The sequence below is a fragment of the Actinoplanes sp. NPDC049681 genome (genome assembly GCF_044465265.1).
Classification (GTDB): domain Bacteria; phylum Actinomycetota; class Actinomycetes; order Mycobacteriales; family Micromonosporaceae; genus Actinoplanes.
In genome coordinates this window covers 620,406-641,449 of sequence record NZ_JBITLP010000001.1, presented here as the reverse complement: position 1 = coordinate 641,449, position 21,044 = coordinate 620,406, and the positions used below count along the sequence as shown (strand labels likewise).

Here is a 21,044-nt window from a genome sequence, read left to right as displayed (position 1 = left end):
CCGGTTCAGGCGCGCTGGGTGAGGACGATCAATTCCGCCGCGGCGGCCAGCACCATGGCCGTCACCAGAGGGACCAATCCGCCGACCACCGCGTAGAGGATCAGGAGCACGGGGGCCAGCGCGGTCGCGTACACCGCCGACGCCGACCTCGGCGGGAGGCGACGGATGACCTTGCCCAGCGACTCGGGGCGGACCTGGCGGGCGAGCCACCCGGCGACCCCGGCCAGGATCGCCAGGCCGATCACGGCCGCCCACGTGCGGGCCACTCCCGGGCTGGCGAGGGTCATCACGGCGCTGAGCACCGCCGTGATGATCACGCCGTTGGTGCCCAGGAGGACGGCATGCCGGACGGCGTCCGACGTGGCCGCGGATCGGTCCAGCACGGGTCCCGCCGGCCGGCTCACCACCACGGCGGTAGCCGGCGGCGCCTCGACGGGGTCGGTCGCCGGCGGCAGCGTCGCCTCGTCCGCGAGGGCCTCCAGCGCCACGGCCCACCGGCGCCGCTCCAGCCGGACGACGCCGACGTCATGCTGGGCGTCGCCGACCGCCGAGTTCAGCTCCAGGGCTTCGCCGTACCCACGCTGCGCCAGGTCGAACAACCGCAGGCGGGCGGCGACCACGGCCAGCACCAGGTGCGCTTCGGCCTCGCGTGGGGCCAGCCGTACGCCGTTCCAGGCGGCGTTCAACGCCTCCTGGCCGTTGCGCGCCTCGCTGAGCAGGCCCGCGCCCGTACGTTGCGCGAACGCGTCCTCCGGCCAGCGGGTCAGGATGTCGGTCGCGACCTGAGCCGCCTCGGCGAACCGGCGATCGTCGGTGAGCGCCATGGCCCGCACCACGAGCGGCTCGATCGTGCCGGGTGCGGACGCCATCGCCCGGTCGGCCGCCTCCAGCGCCGCCGTCGCCTGCCCGGCCGCCACGTGCAGCCGGGCCAGCGTCACCAGCAGCCCGCAGTCGGTCGGCGCGGCGGCCAGCCCCGCCGCGATCTCCCCGGCGGCCTCGTCGTAGCGGCCCAGATCGGCGAGCAGCATGGCCCGCTGGCGGTATTCCTCGGGGGTGGTCTCGGGCTCGGACTGGGAGGTGGGCTCGCTCGACACCCATCGAGCGTAGGTCGTCTACTGCGAGATCACCTTGTTCGGGGTGAGCCGGCAGACCACCCGCACGGCCTCCGGCGGATCGAAGGTGTACGGCCGGTCGTCGTACTTGAGGCTCAGCTCGTTGATGAGCTCCGGGCCGCCCTCCTCGACGAGCGTGACCGTGCCGTCCACGGTGAAGTACGAGTACGGCTGCGCCGGGTCGTACGCGCAGACGGACACCCGAGGGTCGCGTTCCATGTTCCGGGTCTTGCGGCGTCCCCGGACGGTGGAGAACAGCACGTCGTCGCCGTCCCGCTTGACCCAGATGACCGTCGACTGCGGGCTGCCGTCCGGGTTGATCGTCGAGACGACGGCGAAGGTGGTGCCGTCGAGGAGCCGGCGGACGTCGTCGGGGAGCGAAGTAGTCATGACGCGATCATCCCCCGGCGTGGATGAGGGCGGTGGCGATCGCGGCCAGACCTTCGCCCCGCCCGGTGAGGCCGAGGCCGTCCGTCGTGGTCCCGGACACTGTAACCGGGGCGCCCACCGCGTCGGAGAGCACCTTCTGCGCCTCCTCGCGCCGCTTGCCGATCTTCGGCTTGTTGCCGATGACCTGGATGGCGACGTTGCCGACCTCGAAGCCGTGGGCGCGTAGCCGGCGCACGGTCTCGCTCAGCAGCTCCACACCGGGGGCGCCCGCCCACTGCGGCTCGGCGGTGCCGAAGTTGCTGCCGAGGTCGCCGAGGCCGGCCGCGCTCAGCAGGGCGTCGCAGGCGGCGTGCGCGGCGACGTCGGCGTCGGAGTGACCGGCGAGGCCGGGTTCGCCGGGCCACATCAGGCCGGCCACCCAGCACACCCGCGACGGGTCGAAGGCGTGTACGTCGGTGCCGATGCCGATGCGCTGGTCCACCGCGTCAGGCTACGCGGAGCAGCGCCTCGGCGATCACGAGGTCCAGCGGACGGGTGATCTTCAAAGCCAATTCCGACCCTGGTACGCACACCACCGGCGTGCCGGACTTCTCGACCATCCCCGCGTCGTCGGTGTGCGCGTCGAGCCCGGCCCGATGGGCGGCGGCGAGGACGTCGTGCCGGAAGCCCTGCGGCGTCTGCACGCTGCGCAGGACCGAGCGGTCGACGGTGCCCAGGACGGTCTCGCCCGGCCCGACCTCCTTGACGGTGTCGACGACCGGGAGCGCCGGGATCACCGCCGGGTGGCCGTCGCGGACGGCGGCTGCCACCGACTCGACCAGCTCGGACGGGGTCAGGGCGCGGGCCGCGTCGTGCACGAGCACGATCCGGACGTCGGAAGGCACGGCGGCGAGCATGGCGGCGACCGAGTCCTGCCGCTCCGCTCCGCCGGCGACGACCACTACGGGCGCGACCGGCCCGAGCAGCGTGCGAACGGAGTCCACCTCGGCGGCGGGCGCAGCCACCACGATCATGCGGACCGAGGGGGCGGCGGCGACGCGGCGCACCGCGTGAACGAGCAGGGGTTCTCCGGCGAGCAGGCGGAGGGCCTTGGGCGCACCCGGACCGAGGCGTACGCCCGAACCCGCCGCCGGAACGAGGACCGCGACGTCACCGCGAGCATTGAGCTGCGCGGTCACGTCGCGGTCCTCTGTTCGACAGGTGGTGCTGAGAGGTGGTGGAAACGTCAGGCCTCGGTGAGCACCTTGTCGAGGAGAACTTCCGCCTCGTCCTTGGTGCTCTTCTCGGCGAGGGCCACCTCGCCGACGAGGATGTCGCGGGCCTTGGCGAGCATGCGCTTCTCCCCGGCCGAGAGACCACGCTCGCGCTCGCGACGCCAGAGGTCACGAACAACCTCGGCAACCTTGAGCGGGTTACCGGAGGCGAGCTTCTCGAGATTGGCCTTGTAACGCCGCGACCAGTTGGTCGGCTCCTCGGTGTGCGGAGCGCGGAGGACGTCGAAGACCTTCCCGAGGCCTTCCTCGCCGACCACTTCGCGCACGCCGACGATCTCGGCGTTCTCAGCGGGCACGCGGACCGTCAGGTCGCCCTGGGCGACCCGCAGGACGAGGTACTGCTTCTCCACGCCCTTGATAGTTCTAGTCTCGATTGCCTCGATGAGTGCGGCCCCGTGGTGGGGGTAAACAACGGTCTCGCCGACACTGAAAACCATAGGTTCGAAACCCCTTTCGCTGTGTCTAGGGTAACACGCTCAGGCAGCGATGTCCCACCCTGGCCGTGACTGTTAGTGCAGCTCAGGAGGCCTGTGAGCCGTCTTTCTACCGCTTGACATGCGGCCGAAGAACTGCCTCAGTGACTCAGAGTGAGGGCATCGTGACCACAGGATCCAGCGAGTCGGAAATTCCGGACCTGGTGTGTTTGTGAGGTCAAGCTTATCGCTAGCGACCTGGCGGCCCGACCACTGGCGGTCCGGGCCCCGGGTGGGGGAGGCTGGGTACAGGGCCCCTGCGGCACATGAGACCCTGCGGCAGAGGGGAGGGTGGACCATGGGCAGTTTGAGCGACAACGGAGGTGGCCGGCCCGGCGACGGCGGCTCCCCGGACGGCCTGCCCGGGCTCCCCGCGGAGTGGGGCGTGATCGTCGTTCCCGACGACCTCTCCGAGCTGTCCGACGAGGTCACGGCCATCCAGGCCGAGCTGCGCCGATCCCACGGGAACACCCGCTGGCAACGATTCGCCGACCGCCCGGGCATGCGCGTCCTGCGCCGTCTCGGCTCGGCCAGCCTGCGCGCGCCGGTGCTCATCATCTCGATGGCGATCCTCGTGACGATCGCCAGCCTCTTCGCCTCCGCGTGGCCGCAACCCGCCCGCTCGCCGGCGACCCAGCGCACCGCGAACACCACCGACGAGGGTCCGGGCACCCTGCCCGCGCTGGAGCTGATAGGTACGGACGGGCAGACCGTACCGCTTCGCGGGCAGTTACCGGCCGTCATCCTGCTCACCGACGGTTGCGAGTGCACACAGCTCATCGCGGACACGACCGCGGCGGTGCGGCCCGACATCACGGTCGTGACGGTGGTCGCCAAGGCACCCTCGACCACGGCGGTCCAGGTGCCGCCCACGAACACGACCCCTCAGGCCCAGGGCAAGACCGTCCGCGCCCTCCGCGACCCGACCGGTGAGCTGCGGTCCGGCCTCGGCCTCGGCGCCGAGGACGGCACGGCAGCGGCGCTCCTCGTCAACCATGAGGGGGACATCGTCCGGAAAGTGCCACGGACAGCCAGTGTCAAGGACTTCCAACCGGACCTGGCCCGCCTGTAACGCCCTGTGACGTCCGAAATCTGACTTTGCGTCGATCGACCGGCGGTCAGTAGGACCGCACGCGGGTCAGCCGCCACCGGAAGACCGACGTTCCCTCGGTCTCGGCCGACACCGCCATGAAGAAGGCGCTCGCCAAGGCGACCGACACCTCCACCTTCTCCGGCGACTCCGCCGCACAGGGCACCGCCCGGCCCGAATCATCGGTCGCCGAGCTCAGGCGCACCCGGACCCGGCCGCTACCCAGACAGGCCACCGCCAGCTCGTACGAACCGCCCCGCACGGCACTGCTGCGCTCCGCCTGGTCGCCGGCGGCGAGCACCATCGTCTCCGCCTGTGCCTGCATCGGGACCTCGGGGAGCAGCAGCTCGACCGTACGCCGGCCGGCAGTGATCCGCGGATCCTCGCCCCGGTCCGGTGCGGCGCGCAGGAACCACACCCCACCGGCCGCTACGAGCAGGGCAGCGAGCGCGTACAGCGTCACGCCCTGCGCCCGGTCCCGCGTCACGCGCCCAGACTAGAACCTTCGAGAAGGACTCCGTACAGAGTGAGGCCGGGACCGAAGGCCAGCATGACCACGCGTTCCGGGGGCGAGGACCGGCGGCGCAGCTCCTCCAGCACCAGCAGGACGGTCGGCGACGAGCAATTCCCGTACGCCGACAGCACCGCCCGCGACGCCGCCAGATGATCGTCGGTGAGCCCGAGCCGCTCCTGCACCACGTCGAGGATCCGCGGCCCGCCGGGATGCACCGCCCAGCCGTCCACGTCCCCGACCGCCAGGCCGTTACGGCCCAGCAGCTCCTCCACCAGCGCCCTCACGTGCACCGACAGCACGTCGGGGACCTGCGGCGAGAGCCCCATCCGGAAGCCGAGATCGGTGACGTCCCAGGTCATGTGCCCGGCCGTCGTGGTGTCCGTGAGGGCGGCCACGTCGCTCACCGCGTACCCGTGGGAGGCACCCGGGGTGAGCACCACGGCGGCCGCAGCGTCCGAGAAGAGCGCGTGCGAGACGATCTGCTGGATGTCGGCGCGGGCGTCGGGCGGCTGCAGGTGCAGGCTGGTCAGCTCGGCGCAGAGCAGCAGCGCCGGTCGGCCCCGGGCGGCCACGAAATCCGCCGCCGTGCCGAGACCGGGCAGCGCCGCGTAACAGCCCATGTGCCCCACGAACAGGCGCTGCAGCCGCGGGGACATACCCATGTCGCGGGCGAGCAGGATGTCGAGGCCCGGCGTCGCGTAGCCGGTGCAGGAACACACCGCGAAGAGGCCGAGCTCGTCGGCCGCCACGCCGGCATCGGTGAGCGCGCGTCCCACCGCCTCCTTGCCCAGCGGCACCGCCTCGACCTGGTAGCGGCGCATCCGGCGCTCGGTGGACCAGTCGGACACGTCCTCCAGCAGCGGATTCACGGCCGCCTGCCGGCTGCGCACCCCCGAGTTGGCGAAGATCCGCTTGGCCAGGCCCCGCCGTCCGCCCGCCGCGTAGTGCCGGTCGAAATAGCCCTCCCACAACTCGTCCTGCACCGCCGAGGGCGGTAACGCCACCCCGAGCCCCGCGATCGCCGCACGACCGATTCCCACAGTGCCTCCCCAGGCCGACCCCCTTGATACCCGCGCAGGCCGATCACCAACGTGGGGCGGTGCCCTCCGAATCCGGGTCGCCGCCGAGCGCCTCGACGCCGAGCCAGTCGGCGCACACGTCCGAGGTCGCCGGCTGCAAGGAGCCCGCGCGCGCGTCCCGGTAGAGCCGCTCCAGCGGGTGCCCGCGGCGCATCGCCGAGGTGCCGGCGGCCTCCAGCATCGACGCGGCCACCTCGGCGGCGGTCGTGCCGGCCAGCAGCTTGGCCCGCCACACCCAGCGGTTGGTCTCGGTGTCGCCCGGCGCCTCGTCGACCCGGCGGGCCGCCTCCATGACGGCCAGGTGGGCGGCGGCCACCGCGGCGTCGGCGCGGCCGATGCGCGCGCGTACGGCGGGCAGGTGCCCCAGCTTGCGCGCGTTGACGTGCTCCACGGCGGCGTCCACGGCTGCGCGGGCCACGCCCACGTAGACGGCCGCGTAACTGGCGACCATCCAGTGCGGAGCGAGCTGGGCGACGACGAGCGCGAGCCCCTCCACCCCGCCGAGCAGCGCACCCTCCGGCACGGTCACGTCGACGTGGACGTCGTGGGAGCCGGTCGCCCGCATCCCCAGCGCGTCCCAGGTCGGCTCGACCGTCAGGCCGTCGCCGGCCGGCACGAGGAACTGCGAGACCTGCGACGGGTCGGCGGCGCTGCGGGCGGCCACCAGGTACGCGTCCGCGTGTCCGGCGCCCGAGCAGAACGTCTTGGCGCCCTTGATGCGGAAACCTTCGGGCGTCCGTTCGTACGTGGTGGTCATCTCCGACAGGCGCGAGCCGGCGCCCCGCTCGCTCATGGCCACGGCGTACCAGCTGCCGTCCGCGGCGGCGCGCAGGTAGCGGTCCCGGGCCTCGAGCGCCTCCGGCGGCAGGCCCAGCGCGTCGGCCAGCTCGTTCGTGACACCGCTCAGCGCGCCCGTGACCGAGGCGTGCATGTTGAACACGAGTGCGGTGGCGCCGTTGCCGCGGGCCAGCTCGTACGCGACCGCCGCATAGTCGGCGAAGCCCGCACCCTTGCCGCCGAGCCGGGCCGGGACCATCAGCCCGAACAGGCCCGAGCGGCGCAGATCCGCGAAGTCCTCCACCGGGAAGGAGCCCGTACGGTCGTAGCCGGCGGCCCGCGCCGCGAACCGCGGAGCCAGCCGCCGTGCCTCGTCGGCCGTCATGGCCGCTCCCCCTCTCCCTGTTTGACACCCAAACCCTGGTAGAGCACCTGCGTGGAGCTCGTCGGCACCATCCGGCCGAGGCTGCGCGTCCGCGGACCGGTCGGCAGGAACAGCCAGCGGACCAGCCCAGGGAGACTCGGCCGGACCCCGCGGACCCGCAGCCGTACGCCATGCTTGGCGCACTGCACCGTCAGCTCGCCCGGATCCACGAACAGCTCCGGATCATGGATGCCCACGGGCGCGGCGCCGAACCGTTCGCCGAGCGTCACGGACACGAACCGGCCGAGCCGGGTGTCGTTGATGGTGTCCAGCACCAGCAGGCCGCCCGGCCGCAGCACGCGGCACAGCTCGGCCACCGTGGCCGGCAGATCGGGGACGTGCTCGAGGATCTCCCCCGCCACGACGACGTCCGCGCACTCGTCAGCGAGGGGCAGCGCGCTGACGTCACCGGTGATCGCCGCCACACCGCGCGCGGCCGACTGCTCCAGGCCCGAACGGCGCAGGTCCACACCGACGTGCCGGTAGCCCAGGCGCTCGACGTGCGGAGCGAGCAGCCCGCCGCCGCATCCGGCGTCCACCAGCACCGCCCCGGGCCGCGCCGCGGCCGGCACGAGCGCGCCGCGCGCCTCCGCCAGCCAGTGCAGCAACTCGAACTCACCGCCGGGACGCCACCACTCGCCGGCAAGGTCGTCGTACTGACGGGGATCATTGCGCGGCAGCGGCATGTGATCGAGCGTGGCACGACCCGGGCCGAACCACCACACTGCACTCATGCGCAGCCCCGTCGCCCTGCTCAAGGCCTCGCACGCCGAACCCGGTGCGGCCGTCACCCTCGCCATGACGCTGCTCGCCGTCGGGGTCGGACATCGCGGGTGGGCGGTGGCCGGCGTCGCCGCGGCGATCGGCGCGACGCAGCTCTCCGTGGGCTGGGTCAACGACTGGCTGGACGCCGACCGGGACAGCGCCACGGGACGGACCGACAAACCCGTGGCTTCGGGGGCCGTCTCCCGGCGTACCGTCGGCATCTCGGGTCTCATCGCCTCGCTGGCCATCCCGTTGCTAGGGCTGCCGTTCGGTCCCGCCGCGACCGTCTGCATCACGCTCGTGGGGATCTTCGCCCTGCTCTACGACTGGCCGCTCAAGTCGACGCCGCTGTCGATCGTGCCGTACCTGGTGGCGTTCGGGCTGATGCCGGCCTTCGTGGTGCTCGCGCTGCCCGGGCATCCGTGGCCGCCGGCCTGGCTCGTCGCGGCCGGCGCGCTGCTCGGCGGGGGCGCCCACTTCGCCAACGTGCTCCCGGACCTCGCCGACGACGCCGCGACCGGTGTGGTCGGCCTGCCGCACCGCCTCGGCGCCGCCTGGTCGCAGGTCGCGGCCGCCGGGCTGCTGCTCGCCGCGACACTCACGCTGGTCTTCGGGCCACCCGGACATCCGTCGTGGCAGGGCGTCGCGGCCGCCGCGGCCGCCGTCGTGGTTCTACCTTCCGGCTGGTACGTGGGAAAGAAGGCGCTGAAACGGGGTACGCGTCAGGTAGCCATGTTCCGTTCGGTGATCGTGGTGGCGCTGATCGACGTCGCTCTGCTGGTGTTCAGCGGCCGTGTCGTGTGAACTGCCGGGTCGCCGTACGCCGCGGATCTCGGCCCTCTAGGCTGATCGGCGGAGGATTCTCGAGTTTCTTGGAGGACTGTGATGCGCTCGCTGGGAACCCGCCGCGCCTTCCTGGCCACGGGTGTCGCCACGGTGGCCGCGGTCGCGCTCGCCGCATGCAGCGCCGGCCAGGTCGCCGAGACCGCGCTCAAGCGGCCCTCCAACCCGGGCGTCAACGCGGAGAATTCCGACCGCAGCGTGGTGATCCGCAACCTCTCGGTGCAGTATCCGGGCGTCGAGGGGTACGCCGCGGGCGCGAACGCGCCGCTGGAGCTCGGCATCTACAACCAGACCAAGCAGCCGATCACCGTGCTGGTGAGCACCCAGCCCCTCGCCGGAGCCGGCGAGAAGCAGGGCGTCGTCTCCGGCAAGCAGGTCGGCCTGGTCGGCGGCGCGGCCAGCACCCCGTCGGCGCCCTCCACGGCGATTCCCGAGCCGTCCGGCAGCCGTCCCTCGAACACCGAGGACGACCAGAACAGCGAGCAGATCCCGACGCCGGATGCGAGCGCCAACCCGAGCCCCCAGGGGACGCCGTCGGCCGCCCCCTCGGCGCCCGCCGCGTCGATCCGTCCGGCCCGGATCGAGATCGGCCCGCTGAGCTCGGTGACGTTCCTCCCCGGCGACCGGGAGCAGCTGCAGGTGATCGGGCTCACCGGCAAGCTCGTGCCGGGCAACTCGGTGAACCTGGTCTTCGAGTTCAGCAACGGCGCCGACCCGCTGGTGCTGCAGGCCACGGTCAGCGTGCCGCTGTCGCCGGCCTCGCGCGGGCCGGGCAACCCGGCGGAGGGCAGCGAGAGCGACCAGCAGGAGAACACGCACGAGTAAGCCTCGCTTTGTCACACCCTCCGGCTAGCGTGGCCGTGTGACGACTTCCCGGACCCGTGCGGAACCGCGCCCGGCCTACCAGTGCGACGCGTGCGGACATCAGCCGCCGAAGTGGCTCGGCCGCTGCCCGGAGTGCAACGAATGGGGCTCGATCATCGAGTCCACGGTGACCGGTCCGGTGGTTTCCGGCCGGGTGGTCAGCTCGCGGCTTCCGTCCGAGCCGGCGCGTCCCATCGCGACCATCAGCGCGGCCCCCGCCAAGGCGGTTCCCAGCGGCGTCACGGAGCTCGACCGGGTCCTCGGCGGCGGCCTGGTGCCCGGTGCGGTCGTGCTCCTGGCCGGCGAGCCGGGCGTGGGCAAGTCCACCCTCCTGCTCGACGTCGCGCAGCAGTGGGCGGCGGGCGCGGGCACGCCGTCCCTCGTGGTCAGCGGCGAGGAGTCGGTCAGCCAGGTCCGGCTCCGGGCCGAGCGGCTGGGCGCCCTGCACGACCGGCTCTACCTCGCCTCCGAGAGCGATCTCGGCGCGGTCATCGGCCACCTCGACGCGGTCAAGCCGGGCCTGCTCATCATCGACTCGGTGCAGACCATCTCGGCTCCCGGCACCGAGGGCGTGCCCGGCGGCGTGACCCAGGTGCGCGCCGTGACGGCCGCGCTCGTGAGCGTCGCCAAGGAACGCGGCATCGCAACCGTCCTCGTCGGCCACGTCACCAAGGACGGTTCGGTGGCCGGCCCCCGCGTGCTCGAGCACCTCGTCGACGTCGTCCTGCACTTCGAGGGCGACAAGCACTCGTCGCTGCGGCTGGTGCGCGGCGTCAAGAACCGCTTCGGGGCCGCCGACGAGGTGGGCTGCTTCGAGATGCACGAGAGCGGCATCGTGAGCCTGGCCGACCCGTCGGGGCTGTTCCTCACCCGCTACAACGAGCCGGTGCCGGGCACCTGTGTCACGGTGGCGATGGAGGGCCGGCGGGCGATGGTCACCGAGGTGCAGGCCCTGATCGGTGCGCAGGTGCAGGGGTCGCCGCGGCGTACGGTCTCGGGCCTGGACAGCGCCCGGCTGGCGATGGTGCTGGCCGTCCTCCAGCGGCGGATGGAGAAGATCAAGCTGCACGACCGCGAGGTTTTCGCCGCCACTGTCGGCGGCATCCGGATCACCGAACCGTCGGCCGACCTGGCCATGGCCCTGGCGGTGGCGTCCGGCTCGCTCAACCTCGCCATGGCGCCGCACCTGGTGGCGATCGGCGAGGTCGGCCTGACCGGCGAGGTGCGGCGGGTCGGCGCGGCCGAGCGGCGGCTCGCGGAGGCCGCCCGGCTGGGCTTCCGGTTCGCCCTGGTGCCGCCCGGGTGCGGCCCCGAGTCCCCGCCCAAGGGCATGCGCGTCGTCGAGGTGGGCGACCTGCAGACGGCGGTGCAGTGGGCCGCCCGGGCGTCGGCGGAGTGACGGCGCCCGTGGCCCTTCTCCGGTTACTGTCGGTGAGCGACGATCACGCTACGGAGCATCGGCCGAACCGCGGCTCGTTGACCTGGATGACAGTCCGTAGAATGTCCAGGTGCCGCTCGACCGCGATGCCTCGACCAACCGTCCTGCCAACGGTGCTGCCCCGGGCATCAACGGATCGGCAGGCCGCCCGATGACCCCCACGACGCCCGGTCTGACCGGCGGCGGAGTCAGCGGCGACCCGTTGCGCGCCAACCTCGCCCTGATGGCCCCGGGCACCGCTCTGCGCGACGGCCTCGAGCGCATCCTGCGCGGCCGCACCGGTGCGCTGATCGTCCTGGGTCACGACGAGGTCGTCGAACGCATCTGCACCGGCGGCTTCCCCCTCGACGTCGAGTTCTCGGCCACCCGCCTGCGCGAGCTGTGCAAGATGGACGGTGCGGTGGTCCTCTCCAGCGACGGCACCCGCATCGTGCGCGCGGCCGTGCACCTCATGCCCGACCCGGACATCCCGTCGGAGGAGTCCGGCACCCGGCACCGCACCGCCGAGCGGGTCGCCAAGCAGTCCGGCTTCCCGGTGATCTCGGTGAGTCAGTCGATGCGCATCATCGGCCTGTACGTGAACGGCCAGCGCCACGTCCTCGACGACTCGGCCGCCATTCTCTCCCGCGCCAACCAGGCCCTCGCCACCCTCGAGCGCTACAAGCTGCGCCTCGACGAGGTATCCGGCACCCTGTCGGCGCTGGAGATCGAAGACCTGGTGACCGTCCGTGACGCGGTGGCGGTCGTCCAGCGGCTCGAGATGGTGCGCCGCATCGCCGACGAGATCTCCGGCTACGTGGTGGAGCTCGGCACCGACGGCCGGCTCCTCGCCCTCCAGCTCGACGAGCTGATGGCCGGCGTCGACTCCGACCGCACCCTGGTCATCCGTGACTACCTGCCGACCGGCCGCAAGGCCCGCACCCTCGACGAGGCCCTGGTCGAGCTCGACCTGCTGACCGCCACCGAGATGATCGACCTGGTCGCGGTCGCCAAGGCCATCGGATACGCGGGCGCCTCCGACGCGCTGGACGCGGCGGTCAGCCCGCGCGGCTTCCGGCTGCTGGCCAAGGTGCCCCGGCTGCCGGCCCAGATCGTCGAGCGGCTGGTCGACCACTTCGGCAGCCTGCAACGCCTCCTCGGCGCGACGGTCGAGGACCTGCAGGCCGTCGAGGGCGTGGGCGACGCCCGGGCCCGGGGAGTGCGGGAGGGACTGTCCCGCCTGGCCGAGGCCTCGATCCTCGAGCGCTACGTCTAAGCGGTCAGCGTGAGCGTCACCGGGACGCTCACCTTCGCGCCCAGGCGGGCCCGGACCTGATACTGCCCGGCCGGCGGCGCCGTACCCGCGGCGAGGCCCGCGGAGCACTTGTTCGACTGGCGCCCGTTCCACGTCACGTTGTACTCCCGCTCCCCGTTGGGCGGGATCTGGCGGACGTCCGAGCCCTTCGCGTTGCTGCACGTGTCCGACGACCAGATCTTCTGGGCGCCCGACTCGATGTACAGCTCCTGGAGGTCGGCGCCCACATCCCGGGAACACGTACGCGCCGAGACGTTCTTGATCTTCAGCCGGATCTCGACCGGGACGCCGCGGCGGGCGGTCGTGCTCGCCGGGATGGGCGTCACCGAGATCTCCGCGTCGGTGCACGAGCCGTCGACGGGAACGGTGACGTTGGTGTCCGTGCCGGCGTCGGTGCCGTCGTCGACGCCGTCGTCCGGCTGGGTGACCGGCTGACCGTCCGTGCCCGCGGACCGGATGTCCTCCGGGTCCGGCAGCGACGGGTTGCCCGCACCCGCGGGCGGGTCGACGAAGGACGGCTCGTCGTCCGGGGTCCTGGACGCCGGTGCCGAGATCGGGGCCTGCGACGATGCCCCCTTGCCGCGCGTGCTGTCGTCGTCCCCGCCGGAACAGGAGACGAACAGCACGATGACGCCGAGCAGGAGTGCGCCCAGCACCACAGCTCGACGCCGCCAGTACACGGCGGCAGGAAGGGGACCAACCGTCGTACGCATGATGGGAGCACCGTATCGCCGTGAAGCATCGAAGCGGCCGCGACGCGCCGGGTTATGCGACACCGGCTCGTTTACTGATCGTCAGAGATACACCTTGCGCTGATACACGGCGTGCGCGCCGGCGACCCGGTCGAGGAACAGTTTGCCGGCACAGTGGTCGATCTCGTGCTGCAGGGCGCGGGCCTCGAAGGCGTCGGTGGTGAGGCGTACGGCTTCCCCCGTACCCGGAAGAACGGCCTCGACCACGACGCGGCCGGCCCGTTTCACGTCGCCGGTGAGATCCGGGACGGACATGCAACCCTCGCGACCGGGCCGCCACCGGCTGGCCTCCACCACGCGGGCGTTGCACAGCACGAAGGTGCCGTGCGACGTCGCCGTCTTGGGATGCTGCGTGACGTCCACGACGAAGACCTGCGCACCGACCCCGACCTGCGGCGCGGCGAGGCCGACGCAGCCGGGCGAGACCCGCATGGTGGCGACCAGGTCCGCCGCCAGCTGAACGATCTCAGGGTCGGCCGGGTCGACCTCGGCGCCCACGCGGCTCAGCACCTCGGCGGGAGCGGTGACGACCGGGAGGACCCGGCCCTCGACGCCCAGCACGTCGGGCTTCCAGTCGGCCAGCGCGTCGCTCACAGGACGTCCGATTCCGCACGCCGCAGCGTCACGTCGACACCCAGCTCCTCGGCCGCCACGGCGAGCCGTCCGGCCAGGTCCTCGGCCGCGCCCGCGGGCAACTCCACCTCGGCGACGAGCACGTACAGCGGCCCGGTCAGCCGGGTGGTCAGGTCGGTGATGTTGCCGCCGGCCCCGGCCACCACCCGGGTGACCGCGGCGACGATGCCCAGCCGGTCCGCGCCGTGAACGCTCACCAGGTACGGCTCCCCGCCGCCACCCGACTCCGCCTCGGGCTCCACGGCCCGTACGGTGGCCAGCAGCCCGCTCAGCGGCTCCAGCGCCTTCTCGACGTCCCCGGCGGACGGACCCGTGCAGATCAGCGTCATCGCGAAATGCCCGCGCAGCCGGGTCATCGTCGAGTCGGACAGGTTGGCACCGACGCCGGCGAGCGCCTCGGAGACGTCCGCGATGATGCCGGTACGGTCCGGGCCTATGACGGTGATGGCGAGCTCGTTCATCCGGGCATCTTAAGCTTGCCCGGTTATGACGCTCGCCGAATCAGCCATCCATTGGTACGACCGGAACGCCCGCGACCTGCCCTGGCGGGTCCCCGGCACCAGCGCCTGGGCGGTGCTGGTCAGCGAGGTGATGCTGCAGCAGACCCCCGTCGTACGGGTGGAGCCCGCCTGGCACGCCTGGATGAACCGCTGGCCCACCCCCGCCGACCTGGCCCAGGATCCCCCGTCCGAGGCGATCCGGATGTGGGGCCGGCTGGGCTACCCGCGCCGGGCGATGCGCCTGCACGCGTGCGCGGTGGCGCTGGTCGAGCGGCACGGCGGCCGGGTGCCGGACGACCTCGACCAGCTGCTCGCGCTGCCGGGGGTGGGGACGTACACCGCCCGGGCGGTCGCGACCTTCGCGTACGGGCAGCGTCACCCGGTCGTGGACACCAACGTGCGCCGCGTCGTCTCCCGGGCCGTGGCCGGGGACCCCGACGCCGGCCCGACCACCACGGCCGCTGACCTGGCCGCCATGGCGGAGCTGCTGCCCGAGGAGCCGGCCGTGGCCGCCCGCGCCAGCATCGCGTTCATGGAACTGGGCGCCATCGTCTGCACCGCACGCTCGCCGCGCTGCACCGAGTGCCCCTTCGAGACGGTGTGCGCGTGGCGGCTCAGCGGCGCCCCGCCCCTCGAGGGCCCGACCCGCCGGCCGCAGCGGTACGCGGGCACCGACCGCCAGGTGCGCGGCCTGCTCCTCGAGGTGCTGCGGCACGCCACGGGACCGGTCCCCCGGCAACGCCTGGACGCGGTGTGGGCCGACGACGTGCAACGCGCCCGCGCCCTGGCCGGCCTGGTCACCGACGGTCTCGTGGAGCCGCTGGACTCGGACGCGGACCGCTTCGTCCTCGCCGGCGACCACCCTCCCCGCTACCCGACGCTGCCGTGAGGGCCGGGGTAGGGCCGCTCGTGCAGGTCTGCCGCGATCTCCCGCAGGCGCGGCGTCACGTCGGTGATCGCCACCGTCCACTCGTCGACGTACCGCCGGACCGCGTCCCCGCTCAGGCCGAGCTGCAGCGACCGGTAGGGCAGGGGCTGGAGCTGCGGGGACCGCTCCGGATCCCACTGCACGCGCACGGGGCTGCACCGCAGCCGCCGCGACCACTCCTCCCGGCTCTCCCCGCCGGCCGGATCATGGTGGCTCAAGCAGGCGCGGGCGAGCGCCCAGTCGAAGCCTTCACGGGTGAGCTCGATCGCGAGGACCCGCTCCTGGCCGGGCTTGGTGGCCCAGCCGCAGCGGTACATCATCCACAGGAACGACGGCTTGATCCAGGTCATCCGCTCGCGCTTGAACGGGTCCACGAACCGTCCGGCGCGCACCGCCGGCCCGGCGATCTCTTCCGGGTACGCCTGATAGACCGTGATCGTGCGGTCGGTGTAGAGCGCACGGATCTGGCGCTGCGGAACGTCCATCCGTCGATGATCAACCACCGGCGCCCGGTCAGGCGACCGCAATATTCGCCGCTATCGCCGCTCGCAGCTCGTCGTGCGGATCTCCCGACTCCTGCCACCTCTCCGGCGGATAGAGCCACACCGGCATCCGCCTGAGCTCGGGCGGCTCCCACTCGTACCGCGGCCAGATGTGCGCGTGCAGGTAAGGGTCGGTGTTGCCGAGGATCTCGAGATTGATCCTGCGGAAGGCGGGATCGCGCTCGGCGCAGGCCTGCTCGACCGCCGCACCGAGCCGTTCCATGCTTTCCAGGAACGCCAGCCGCCGTGGCTTGGGCAGGTCGCTGAGCCGCGTGACTCCGGGGTCGTCGGTCAGAAGTACGCAATAGCCGGGCAGCCACTGCACGTCCCCGAAAACCGCGAAACTCTCGGGCAGCCGTGCCAGCACCGTCGGGTTCTGCCCTCGATGCGCCGCCCCGATCCGGTCCGTTCGCCAATCGGGCTCAGCGGGACGCGAAGCGGCCCGGCGCTTTCGCACCGGGCCGCTTTCCTGCATTCGCGGAGCCTACTCGTCGGCCGCGGCCGCACCCAGGTCGGCCGGGACCGCGTCGGGGACCACGGATCCCCGGTCGGCGCCCTTGAAGACCAGCTTGGACTTGTCGGTGTTCTCGGGGTCGCCCTCGCAGTCCACCACCACGATCTGGCCGGGGCGCAGCTCGTTGAAGAGGATCTGCTCGCTGAGGGTGTCCTCGAGGTCCCGCTGGATCGTCCGGCGCAGCGGCCGGGCGCCCAGGACCGGGTCGAAGCCCTTCTTCGCCAGGTACTTCTTCGCGTTGTCGGTCAGCTCGAGACCCATGTCCTTGTTCTTGAGCTGGGTCTCGATCCGCGACGTGAAGATGTCGACGATCTCGAGGATCTCGTTCTGGCGCAGCTGGTGGAAGACGATCGTGTCGTCGATGCGGTTGAGGAACTCCGGGCGGAAGTGCTGCTTCAGCTCGTCGTTGACCTTGACCTTCATCCGCTCGTAGTTGGACTCCTCCGCCTCCGAGGCCTGGAAGCCCAGCGACACCGCCTTGGCCACGTCGCGCGTGCCCAGGTTGGTGGTCAGGATGATCACCGTGTTCTTGAAGTCCACGATGCGGCCCTGACCGTCGGTGAGGCGGCCGTCCTCCAGGATCTGCAGGAGGGTGTTGAAGACGTCCGGGTGAGCCTTCTCGATCTCGTCGAAGAGGACCACGGAGAACGGCTTGCGGCGGACCTTCTCGGTCAGCTGGCCACCCTCGTCGTAGCCGACGTATCCGGGGGGCGCACCGACGAGGCGGGACACCGTGTAGCGGTCGTGGAACTCGGACATGTCGAGCTGGATCAGCGCGTCCTCGGAGCCGAACAGGAACTCCGCGAGCGCCTTGGAGAGCTCGGTCTTACCGACACCGGACGGACCGGCGAAGATGAACGAGCCCGAGGGGCGCTTCGGGTCCTTCAGGCCGGCCCGGGTGCGCCGGATGGCCTTCGAGACCGCCTTGACCGCGTCCTCCTGGCCGATCACGCGCTTGTGGAGCTCGTCCTCCATGCGCAGCAGCCGGGAGGTCTCCTCCTCGGTGAGCTTGTAGACCGGGATGCCGGTCCAGTTGCCCAGGACCTCGGCGATCTGCTCGTCGTCGACCTCGGACACGACGTCGAGGTCGCCGGCCTTCCACTCCTTCTCCCGCTGCGCCTTCTGGCCCAGCAGCTGCTTCTCCTTGTCGCGCAGCTGCGCGGCCCGCTCGAAGTCCTGCGCGTCGATCGCGGACTCCTTGTCGCGGCGGACCTGGGCGATGCGCTCGTCGAAGTCGCGCAGGTCCGGCGGCGCGGTCATCCGGCGGATGCGCATCCGTGCGCCGGCCTCGTCGATGAGGTCGATCGCCTTGTCCGGCAGGAAGCGGTCGGAGATGTACCGGTCGGCCAGCGTCGCGGCGGCCACCAGGGCGGCGTCGGTGATGCTGATCCGGTGGTGCGCCTCGTACCGGTCGCGCAGGCCCTTGAGGATCTCGATGGTGTGCGCCAGCGACGGCTCACCCACCTGGATCGGCTGGAAGCGGCGCTCGAGCGCGGCGTCCTTCTCGAGGTGCTTGCGGTATTCGTCGAGGGTCGTCGCACCGATCGTCTGGAGCTCACCACGCGCGAGCATGGGCTTCAGGATCGAGGCGGCGTCGATCGCACCCTCGGCGGCGCCGGCGCCGACCAGGGTGTGGATCTCGTCGATGAACAGGATGATGTCGCCCCGGGTGCGGATCTCCTTGAGCACCTTCTTGAGGCGCTCCTCGAAGTCACCGCGGTAGCGGGAACCGGCGACCAGCGCGCCCAGGTCGAGCGTGTAGAGCTGCTTGTCCTTCAGCGTCTCGGGCACCTCGCCCTTGACGATGGACTGCGACAGCCCCTCGACGACCGCGGTCTTGCCGACGCCCGGCTCGCCGATCAGCACCGGGTTGTTCTTGGTACGGCGGGAGAGCACCTGCATGACCCGCTCGATTTCCTTCTCCCGGCCGATGACCGGGTCGAGCTTGCCCTCGCGGGCGGCCTGCGTCAGGTTGCGACCGAACTGGTCGAGCACCAGGGAGGTGGAAGGAGCGGCCTCGCCCGCCGCGGCACCGGCGGCGGCCGGCTCCTTGCCCTGGTAGCCCGAGAGCAGCTGGATGACCTGCTGGCGGACCCGGTTGAGGTCGGCGCCGAGCTTGACCAGCACCTGGGCGGCGACGCCCTCGCCCTCACGTATCAGCCCGAGCAGGATGTGCTCCGTGCCGATGTAGTTGTGGCCGAGCTGCAGGGCCTCGCGCAGCGAGAGCTCCAGCACCTTCTTGGCCCGCGGCGTGAACGGGATGTGCCCGCTCGGCGCCTGCTGACCCTGACCGATGATCTCCTCAACCTGCTGCCGGACCCCCTCGAGGGAGATGCCGAGGCTCTCCAGAGCCTTCGCGGCAACACCTTCGCCCTCGTGGATCAGGCCGAGCAGGATGTGCTCTGTCCCGATGTAGTTGTGGTTGAGCATCCGGGCCTCTTCTTGGGCCAGGACGACAACCCGTCGCGCTCGGTCGGTGAACCGCTCGAACATGCCCTCGTGCTCCTCACGTGCCGTGCGCCAATGGTCTGGCGGGGCCAGCGCACGGGCATCGGTGATACCCGTGCTGTAACTCTATCGCCGCCGGGTGACTCTGCTGGGCCCTCGAGCCCTCTCGGGACGTCCTGCGCCGATGATTTCCCCAACTTCGCACGCTCAACGGCTGTTCCCCACCCCTGCGGAGTACGCGGACAGCGAAATCCCCGGCGCAACCCCGGCCCGCCGCGAACCCGTCCACAGCCTGTGGACAACGCCGTCCACCCCTGTGGATAACTTACGCAAGCGGAGCGCCGGACGAGCCGAAAAGCAGCAGGGTCCGCAGCGCCGGAGCGCTACGGACCCTGTGGAAAAGCTGTTCGGCTCGGCAGCCGGCCCCCCGAAGGAGGGATTCGGGCGGCCCGCCCGGGCGCGGCTCGTCCCCCGCGGGAGGACGTCAGCGGCCGGGCCCCTTGGCGTGGAACTCGTCCACGATCTCCTGCGGGATGCGACCCCGGTCGGAGATGTCCTTGCCGTTCTTCTTGGCCCACTCGCGGATGGCCTTGTTCTGCTCCCGGTCGGCGGTGGCACCGCCCCGGCCCCGAGCCGCCCGGCCTCCCACGACCACCCCGCCGCGGGCGACCTTCGACCCGGCAGCGACGTACGGCGCGAAGACGTCGCGCAATTTCGCCGCGTTCTTGTCGGACAGGTCGATCTCATACTGAATGCCGTCGAGGGCGAACTTGACGGTCTCGTCGGCATCACCACCGTCGAGGTCGTCGACCAGCTTGTGAATGATCTGCTTGGCCACGCGCCGTTATCCTCCCGAACACAGGTTCTCTCAGACAATGCCCTGCGGAGAACAATAACGCTATGCCCGCGTGATCCGTCAATGCGGGCCTCGATATCGACATCTGCACGCACCAACGCGGAACGGCGGCGTTTCGGCGAATGACCGGTGCGCACCCGAGCCCGTGGCCGGCCCATTGCATTCTCTCCGGGTGCGCACCGCACGGTTTCAGCGATCCGATGCGGCTCCGGCGGCCGCCGGAAACGTGCGCGCAGGCCGCCGCACCTGTGTCGAAGCACGTCGATCCGGAGAAGTCACGGAGCGTACATCGAAAAGGCGCGACCTTTCGCCGCCCGCCGGCGCACCGACATCGCCTCGGCGGGGACGGTTCCCGGCCCTCGCCGGCACCGGCGAATCACGCTCCGAGGCGGGGCCGGCGACCGCGCGGAAGCCCCGAATCCGAGGCCGCATTGTGATGATCGGTCGGGCGGGTCGCGACGACCGGCGGCGAAAAGCGGCTGGACACCATCGTCGATAGAGATCTGTGGCGGACACGTTGCTGTCCGTCACAAACGAGCGGCTTATCGCGAGTAATAATTGCGCCGACCGGCGCGGCGGCCAGGCCGATCGGGACGTTGCACCTAACGTGGGCCCAACCGGCGGTCAGCCGACATTCCGCTCATAGACCATGCGAAGCCCGATCAGGGTGATCATCGGCTCGTGCGCCGTGATGGTGCGGCACTCGTCCTTCACCAGCCAGGCCAGTCCACCGGTGGCGATGACCGAACGCACCTCGCCCAATTCGGCGGTCATCAACTCGACGATGCGGTCGACCTGCCCGGCCACGCCGTAATAGAGACCGGACTGCAGGCACTCGACGGTGTTCTTACCGATGACCGAGCGAGGCCGGGCCGGTTCCACCTTCCGCAGCTGAGCGGCCCGCGCGGCCAGAGCATCGAACGAGATCTCGATGCCGGGCGCGAAAGCCCCGCCGAGAAACTCGCCCTTGGCGCTGATGACGTCGAAATTGGTGGTGGTGCCGAAGTCCACGACGATCGACGGGCCCCCGTACAGGGCGTGGGCGGCCAGGGTGTTGACCACCCGGTCCGCGCCGACCTCCTTGGGATTGTCGATGGCCAGCTGCACCCCGGTCTTCACCCCGGGCTCCACGATCACATTCGGCAGATCGCCGTAGTACCGCCCCAGCATCGTCCGCAGGGACCGCAACGCGGCGGGCACGGTCGAGCAGGCAGCCACCCCGCTGATCTCCACGGCGTCGCCGGCGAGCAGCCCCCGGAACATGAGCCCCAGCTCGTCGGCGGTCGACCGGGCGTCGGTCTTGATCCGCCAGCTGTGCACGAGCTTGTCGCCGTCGAACGTCGCAAGGACGGTGTTGGTGTTGCCGATGTCGATGCAGAGAAGCACGATCAAAACCTTAAACCGTCCAGCGGTACGGGCGACGACGTCCACAACCGCAACACCACCCCCGACCCGCACACCCCGCCCCGGCGCCGCGCAACCCGGCCACCTGCCGGGCCCCAGCTCCGTGCCACGCAGCCCGGCGGGCCTGGCC

23 protein-coding genes are annotated in these 21,044 nt (G+C 71.5%); 6 read left to right on the top strand and 17 right to left on the bottom strand.

Features of this window, described 5'->3' with window-relative positions:
• Nucleotides 1-5: 5 nt before the first annotated feature.
• Genes ACIBO8_RS02910 through ACIBO8_RS02890 form a run of 5 tightly spaced genes read right to left on the bottom strand, consistent with a single transcriptional unit; the run spans nucleotide 6 to nucleotide 3,213 of the window.
• Nucleotides 6-1,094 carry a hypothetical protein gene (locus ACIBO8_RS02910; protein WP_396113372.1) on the bottom strand — a complete coding sequence of 363 codons (1,089 nt, stop codon included), beginning with the start codon at nucleotides 1,092-1,094 and terminating at the stop codon, nucleotides 6-8.
• 18 nt (nucleotides 1,095-1,112) lie between these two features.
• Entirely contained in the window at nucleotides 1,113-1,502 is a 390-nt protein-coding gene (locus ACIBO8_RS02905; RefSeq protein WP_396113371.1) for a PPOX class F420-dependent oxidoreductase, read from the bottom strand.
• Nucleotides 1,503-1,509: 7 nt separating this feature from the next.
• On the bottom strand, nucleotides 1,510-1,983 hold the full coding sequence (ispF, locus tag ACIBO8_RS02900; RefSeq protein WP_396113370.1) for a 2-C-methyl-D-erythritol 2,4-cyclodiphosphate synthase: 474 nt from the start codon (nucleotides 1,981-1,983) through the stop codon (nucleotides 1,510-1,512).
• 4 nt (nucleotides 1,984-1,987) lie between these two features.
• A complete protein-coding gene (ispD, locus tag ACIBO8_RS02895) occupies nucleotides 1,988-2,680 on the bottom strand; it encodes a 2-C-methyl-D-erythritol 4-phosphate cytidylyltransferase (protein WP_396113369.1) in 693 nt (230 codons plus the stop codon).
• Nucleotides 2,681-2,727: 47 nt separating this feature from the next.
• Entirely contained in the window at nucleotides 2,728-3,213 is a 486-nt protein-coding gene (locus ACIBO8_RS02890; protein WP_041832964.1) for a CarD family transcriptional regulator, read from the bottom strand.
• A gap of 334 nt (nucleotides 3,214-3,547) precedes the next feature.
• On the opposite strand from ACIBO8_RS02890, the gene ACIBO8_RS02885 reads away from it, so the two are divergent.
• Nucleotides 3,548-4,321: a hypothetical protein gene (locus ACIBO8_RS02885; protein ID WP_396113368.1), complete on the top strand. Its 774-nt coding sequence runs from the start codon at nucleotides 3,548-3,550 to the stop codon at nucleotides 4,319-4,321.
• A 46-nt stretch (nucleotides 4,322-4,367) separates the two neighbouring features.
• Here ACIBO8_RS02885 and ACIBO8_RS02880 read toward each other — a convergent pair whose 3' ends face one another.
• From ACIBO8_RS02880 to ACIBO8_RS02865, 4 genes are read right to left on the bottom strand one after another with little or no spacing between them, the layout of a single operon-like run.
• On the bottom strand, nucleotides 4,368-4,826 hold the full coding sequence (locus ACIBO8_RS02880) for a DUF6023 family protein (protein WP_396113367.1): 459 nt from the start codon (nucleotides 4,824-4,826) through the stop codon (nucleotides 4,368-4,370).
• Nucleotides 4,823-5,887: a type III polyketide synthase gene (locus ACIBO8_RS02875; protein ID WP_396113875.1), complete on the bottom strand. Its 1,065-nt coding sequence runs from the start codon at nucleotides 5,885-5,887 to the stop codon at nucleotides 4,823-4,825. Before ACIBO8_RS02875 ends, ACIBO8_RS02880 begins: the two co-directional genes overlap by 4 nt.
• Before the next feature lie 49 nt (nucleotides 5,888-5,936).
• Nucleotides 5,937-7,094, bottom strand: coding sequence for an acyl-CoA dehydrogenase family protein (locus ACIBO8_RS02870; RefSeq protein WP_396113366.1), 1,158 nt, complete (start codon nucleotides 7,092-7,094; stop codon nucleotides 5,937-5,939).
• Nucleotides 7,091-7,867 carry a methyltransferase domain-containing protein gene (locus tag ACIBO8_RS02865; RefSeq protein ID WP_396113365.1) on the bottom strand — a complete coding sequence of 259 codons (777 nt, stop codon included), beginning with the start codon at nucleotides 7,865-7,867 and terminating at the stop codon, nucleotides 7,091-7,093. Before ACIBO8_RS02865 ends, ACIBO8_RS02870 begins: the two co-directional genes overlap by 4 nt.
• Here ACIBO8_RS02865 and ACIBO8_RS02860 point away from each other — a divergent pair.
• From ACIBO8_RS02860 to disA, 4 genes are all read left to right on the top strand, one after another.
• A complete protein-coding gene (locus ACIBO8_RS02860; protein ID WP_396113364.1) occupies nucleotides 7,866-8,702 on the top strand; it encodes a UbiA family prenyltransferase in 837 nt (278 codons plus the stop codon). The genes ACIBO8_RS02865 and ACIBO8_RS02860 overlap by 2 nt on opposite strands.
• An 81-nt stretch (nucleotides 8,703-8,783) precedes the next feature.
• A complete protein-coding gene (locus ACIBO8_RS02855) occupies nucleotides 8,784-9,566 on the top strand; it encodes a hypothetical protein (protein WP_396113363.1) in 783 nt (260 codons plus the stop codon).
• A gap of 37 nt (nucleotides 9,567-9,603) precedes the next feature.
• A complete protein-coding gene (gene radA / locus ACIBO8_RS02850; RefSeq protein ID WP_396113362.1) occupies nucleotides 9,604-11,004 on the top strand; it encodes a DNA repair protein RadA in 1,401 nt (466 codons plus the stop codon).
• Between the two features lie 190 nt (nucleotides 11,005-11,194).
• Nucleotides 11,195-12,298 carry a DNA integrity scanning diadenylate cyclase DisA gene (gene disA / locus ACIBO8_RS02845; protein ID WP_396113874.1) on the top strand — a complete coding sequence of 368 codons (1,104 nt, stop codon included), beginning with the start codon at nucleotides 11,195-11,197 and terminating at the stop codon, nucleotides 12,296-12,298.
• Here the strand turns inward: disA and ACIBO8_RS02840 are convergent.
• The 3 genes from ACIBO8_RS02840 to ACIBO8_RS02830 all read right to left on the bottom strand — a co-directional run bounded on the left by ACIBO8_RS02840 (nucleotide 12,295) and on the right by ACIBO8_RS02830 (nucleotide 14,183).
• Entirely contained in the window at nucleotides 12,295-13,050 is a 756-nt protein-coding gene (locus ACIBO8_RS02840) for an adhesin (protein ID WP_396113361.1), read from the bottom strand. The genes disA and ACIBO8_RS02840 overlap by 4 nt on opposite strands.
• Nucleotides 13,051-13,131: 81 nt before the next feature.
• The gene (locus tag ACIBO8_RS02835) at nucleotides 13,132-13,683 is read right to left on the bottom strand and encodes a peptide deformylase (RefSeq protein WP_396113360.1); all 552 of its coding nucleotides are present in this window, start codon (nucleotides 13,681-13,683) and stop codon (nucleotides 13,132-13,134) included.
• Nucleotides 13,680-14,183 (bottom strand): glycine cleavage system protein R, encoded by a 504-nt coding sequence (locus tag ACIBO8_RS02830; protein ID WP_396113359.1) that lies wholly within the window; start codon nucleotides 14,181-14,183, stop codon nucleotides 13,680-13,682. Before ACIBO8_RS02830 ends, ACIBO8_RS02835 begins: the two co-directional genes overlap by 4 nt.
• A 25-nt stretch (nucleotides 14,184-14,208) precedes the next feature.
• On the opposite strand from ACIBO8_RS02830, the gene ACIBO8_RS02825 reads away from it, so the two are divergent.
• Complete coding sequence (locus tag ACIBO8_RS02825) at nucleotides 14,209-15,111, top strand: A/G-specific adenine glycosylase (RefSeq protein WP_396113358.1); 903 nt, start codon at nucleotides 14,209-14,211, stop codon at nucleotides 15,109-15,111.
• Here the strand turns inward: ACIBO8_RS02825 and ACIBO8_RS02820 are convergent.
• From ACIBO8_RS02820 to ACIBO8_RS02800, 5 genes are all read right to left on the bottom strand, one after another.
• Entirely contained in the window at nucleotides 15,093-15,635 is a 543-nt protein-coding gene (locus ACIBO8_RS02820) for a DUF4291 domain-containing protein (RefSeq protein WP_396113357.1), read from the bottom strand. The genes ACIBO8_RS02825 and ACIBO8_RS02820 overlap by 19 nt on opposite strands.
• Nucleotides 15,636-15,663: 28 nt before the next feature.
• On the bottom strand, nucleotides 15,664-16,059 hold the full coding sequence (locus ACIBO8_RS02815) for an HIT family protein (RefSeq protein WP_396113356.1): 396 nt from the start codon (nucleotides 16,057-16,059) through the stop codon (nucleotides 15,664-15,666).
• 117 nt (nucleotides 16,060-16,176) lie between these two features.
• Nucleotides 16,177-18,699: an ATP-dependent Clp protease ATP-binding subunit gene (locus ACIBO8_RS02810; RefSeq protein ID WP_396113355.1), complete on the bottom strand. Its 2,523-nt coding sequence runs from the start codon at nucleotides 18,697-18,699 to the stop codon at nucleotides 16,177-16,179.
• 439 nt (nucleotides 18,700-19,138) lie between these two features.
• Nucleotides 19,139-19,492, bottom strand: coding sequence for an Lsr2 family protein (locus ACIBO8_RS02805; RefSeq protein WP_396113354.1), 354 nt, complete (start codon nucleotides 19,490-19,492; stop codon nucleotides 19,139-19,141).
• A gap of 642 nt (nucleotides 19,493-20,134) precedes the next feature.
• Nucleotides 20,135-20,896: a type III pantothenate kinase gene (locus ACIBO8_RS02800; RefSeq protein WP_396113873.1), complete on the bottom strand. Its 762-nt coding sequence runs from the start codon at nucleotides 20,894-20,896 to the stop codon at nucleotides 20,135-20,137.
• Between the last annotated feature and the right edge of the window lie 148 nt (nucleotides 20,897-21,044).

Bases quoted from the DNA above. Each gene is read 5' to 3' on its own strand.
- ACIBO8_RS02830 (WP_396113359.1), bottom strand. From the start codon at position 14,183: ATGAACGAGCTCGCCATCACCGTCATAGGCCCGGACCGTACCGGCATC.
- ACIBO8_RS02905 (WP_396113371.1), bottom strand. From the start codon at position 1,502: ATGACTACTTCGCTCCCCGACGACGTCCGCCGGCTCCTCGACGGCACC.
- ACIBO8_RS02885 (WP_396113368.1), top strand. From the start codon at position 3,548: ATGGGCAGTTTGAGCGACAACGGAGGTGGCCGGCCCGGCGACGGCGGC.
- ACIBO8_RS02890 (WP_041832964.1), bottom strand. From the start codon at position 3,213: ATGGTTTTCAGTGTCGGCGAGACCGTTGTTTACCCCCACCACGGGGCC.
- ACIBO8_RS02870 (WP_396113366.1), bottom strand. From the start codon at position 7,094: ATGACGGCCGACGAGGCACGGCGGCTGGCTCCGCGGTTCGCGGCGCGG.
- ACIBO8_RS02865 (WP_396113365.1), bottom strand. From the start codon at position 7,867: ATGAGTGCAGTGTGGTGGTTCGGCCCGGGTCGTGCCACGCTCGATCAC.
- ACIBO8_RS02840 (WP_396113361.1), bottom strand. From the start codon at position 13,050: ATGCGTACGACGGTTGGTCCCCTTCCTGCCGCCGTGTACTGGCGGCGT.
- ACIBO8_RS02810 (WP_396113355.1), bottom strand. From the start codon at position 18,699: ATGTTCGAGCGGTTCACCGACCGAGCGCGACGGGTTGTCGTCCTGGCC.
- disA (WP_396113874.1), top strand. From the start codon at position 11,195: ATGACCCCCACGACGCCCGGTCTGACCGGCGGCGGAGTCAGCGGCGAC.
- ACIBO8_RS02855 (WP_396113363.1), top strand. From the start codon at position 8,784: ATGCGCTCGCTGGGAACCCGCCGCGCCTTCCTGGCCACGGGTGTCGCC.
- ACIBO8_RS02860 (WP_396113364.1), top strand. From the start codon at position 7,866: ATGCGCAGCCCCGTCGCCCTGCTCAAGGCCTCGCACGCCGAACCCGGT.
- ACIBO8_RS02825 (WP_396113358.1), top strand. From the start codon at position 14,209: ATGACGCTCGCCGAATCAGCCATCCATTGGTACGACCGGAACGCCCGC.
- ACIBO8_RS02820 (WP_396113357.1), bottom strand. From the start codon at position 15,635: ATGGACGTTCCGCAGCGCCAGATCCGTGCGCTCTACACCGACCGCACG.